The organism is Acinetobacter sp. 24-47-39 (assembly GCF_056783825.1).
Genome location: NZ_JBWYIP010000047.1, coordinates 1 through 316, shown reverse-complemented (window position 1 = coordinate 316; position 316 = coordinate 1). Strand labels below are relative to the sequence as shown.

The 316-nt window shown below is 52.5% G+C and carries 1 protein-coding gene; it reads left to right on the top strand.

Features of this window, described 5'->3' with window-relative positions:
• Nucleotides 1-316, top strand: a 316-nt coding sequence (locus AC1M9C_RS14995) for a phage baseplate assembly protein V (protein ID WP_481953983.1), incomplete at both ends; no start/stop codon positions are given.

The following is a 316-nucleotide window of genomic DNA, read 5'->3' as shown; positions in this document are numbered from 1 at the left end:
ACCAATTTGATGGCGGTGCCGGCAGTAACAACAACGACACCGATTCAGCTTGGGTCGATGTACTGACCCCATGGGCAGGCGAAGGCTATGGTGCACGCTTCCTTCCTCGAATCAATGAAATCGTAGTTATCGACTTCTTTGACGGCAACATCGACCGTCCCTTTGTGGTGGGCCGCCTACATGAAGCCCAACGCAGCCCAACCCGATTTGACAGTCAAGGCCAACTGCCGGACACCAAAAAACTCGCAGGGATTAAAAGTAAAGAAGTCCAAGGCGAAGGCTATGGACAACTCCGCTTTGATGACACCACAGGACA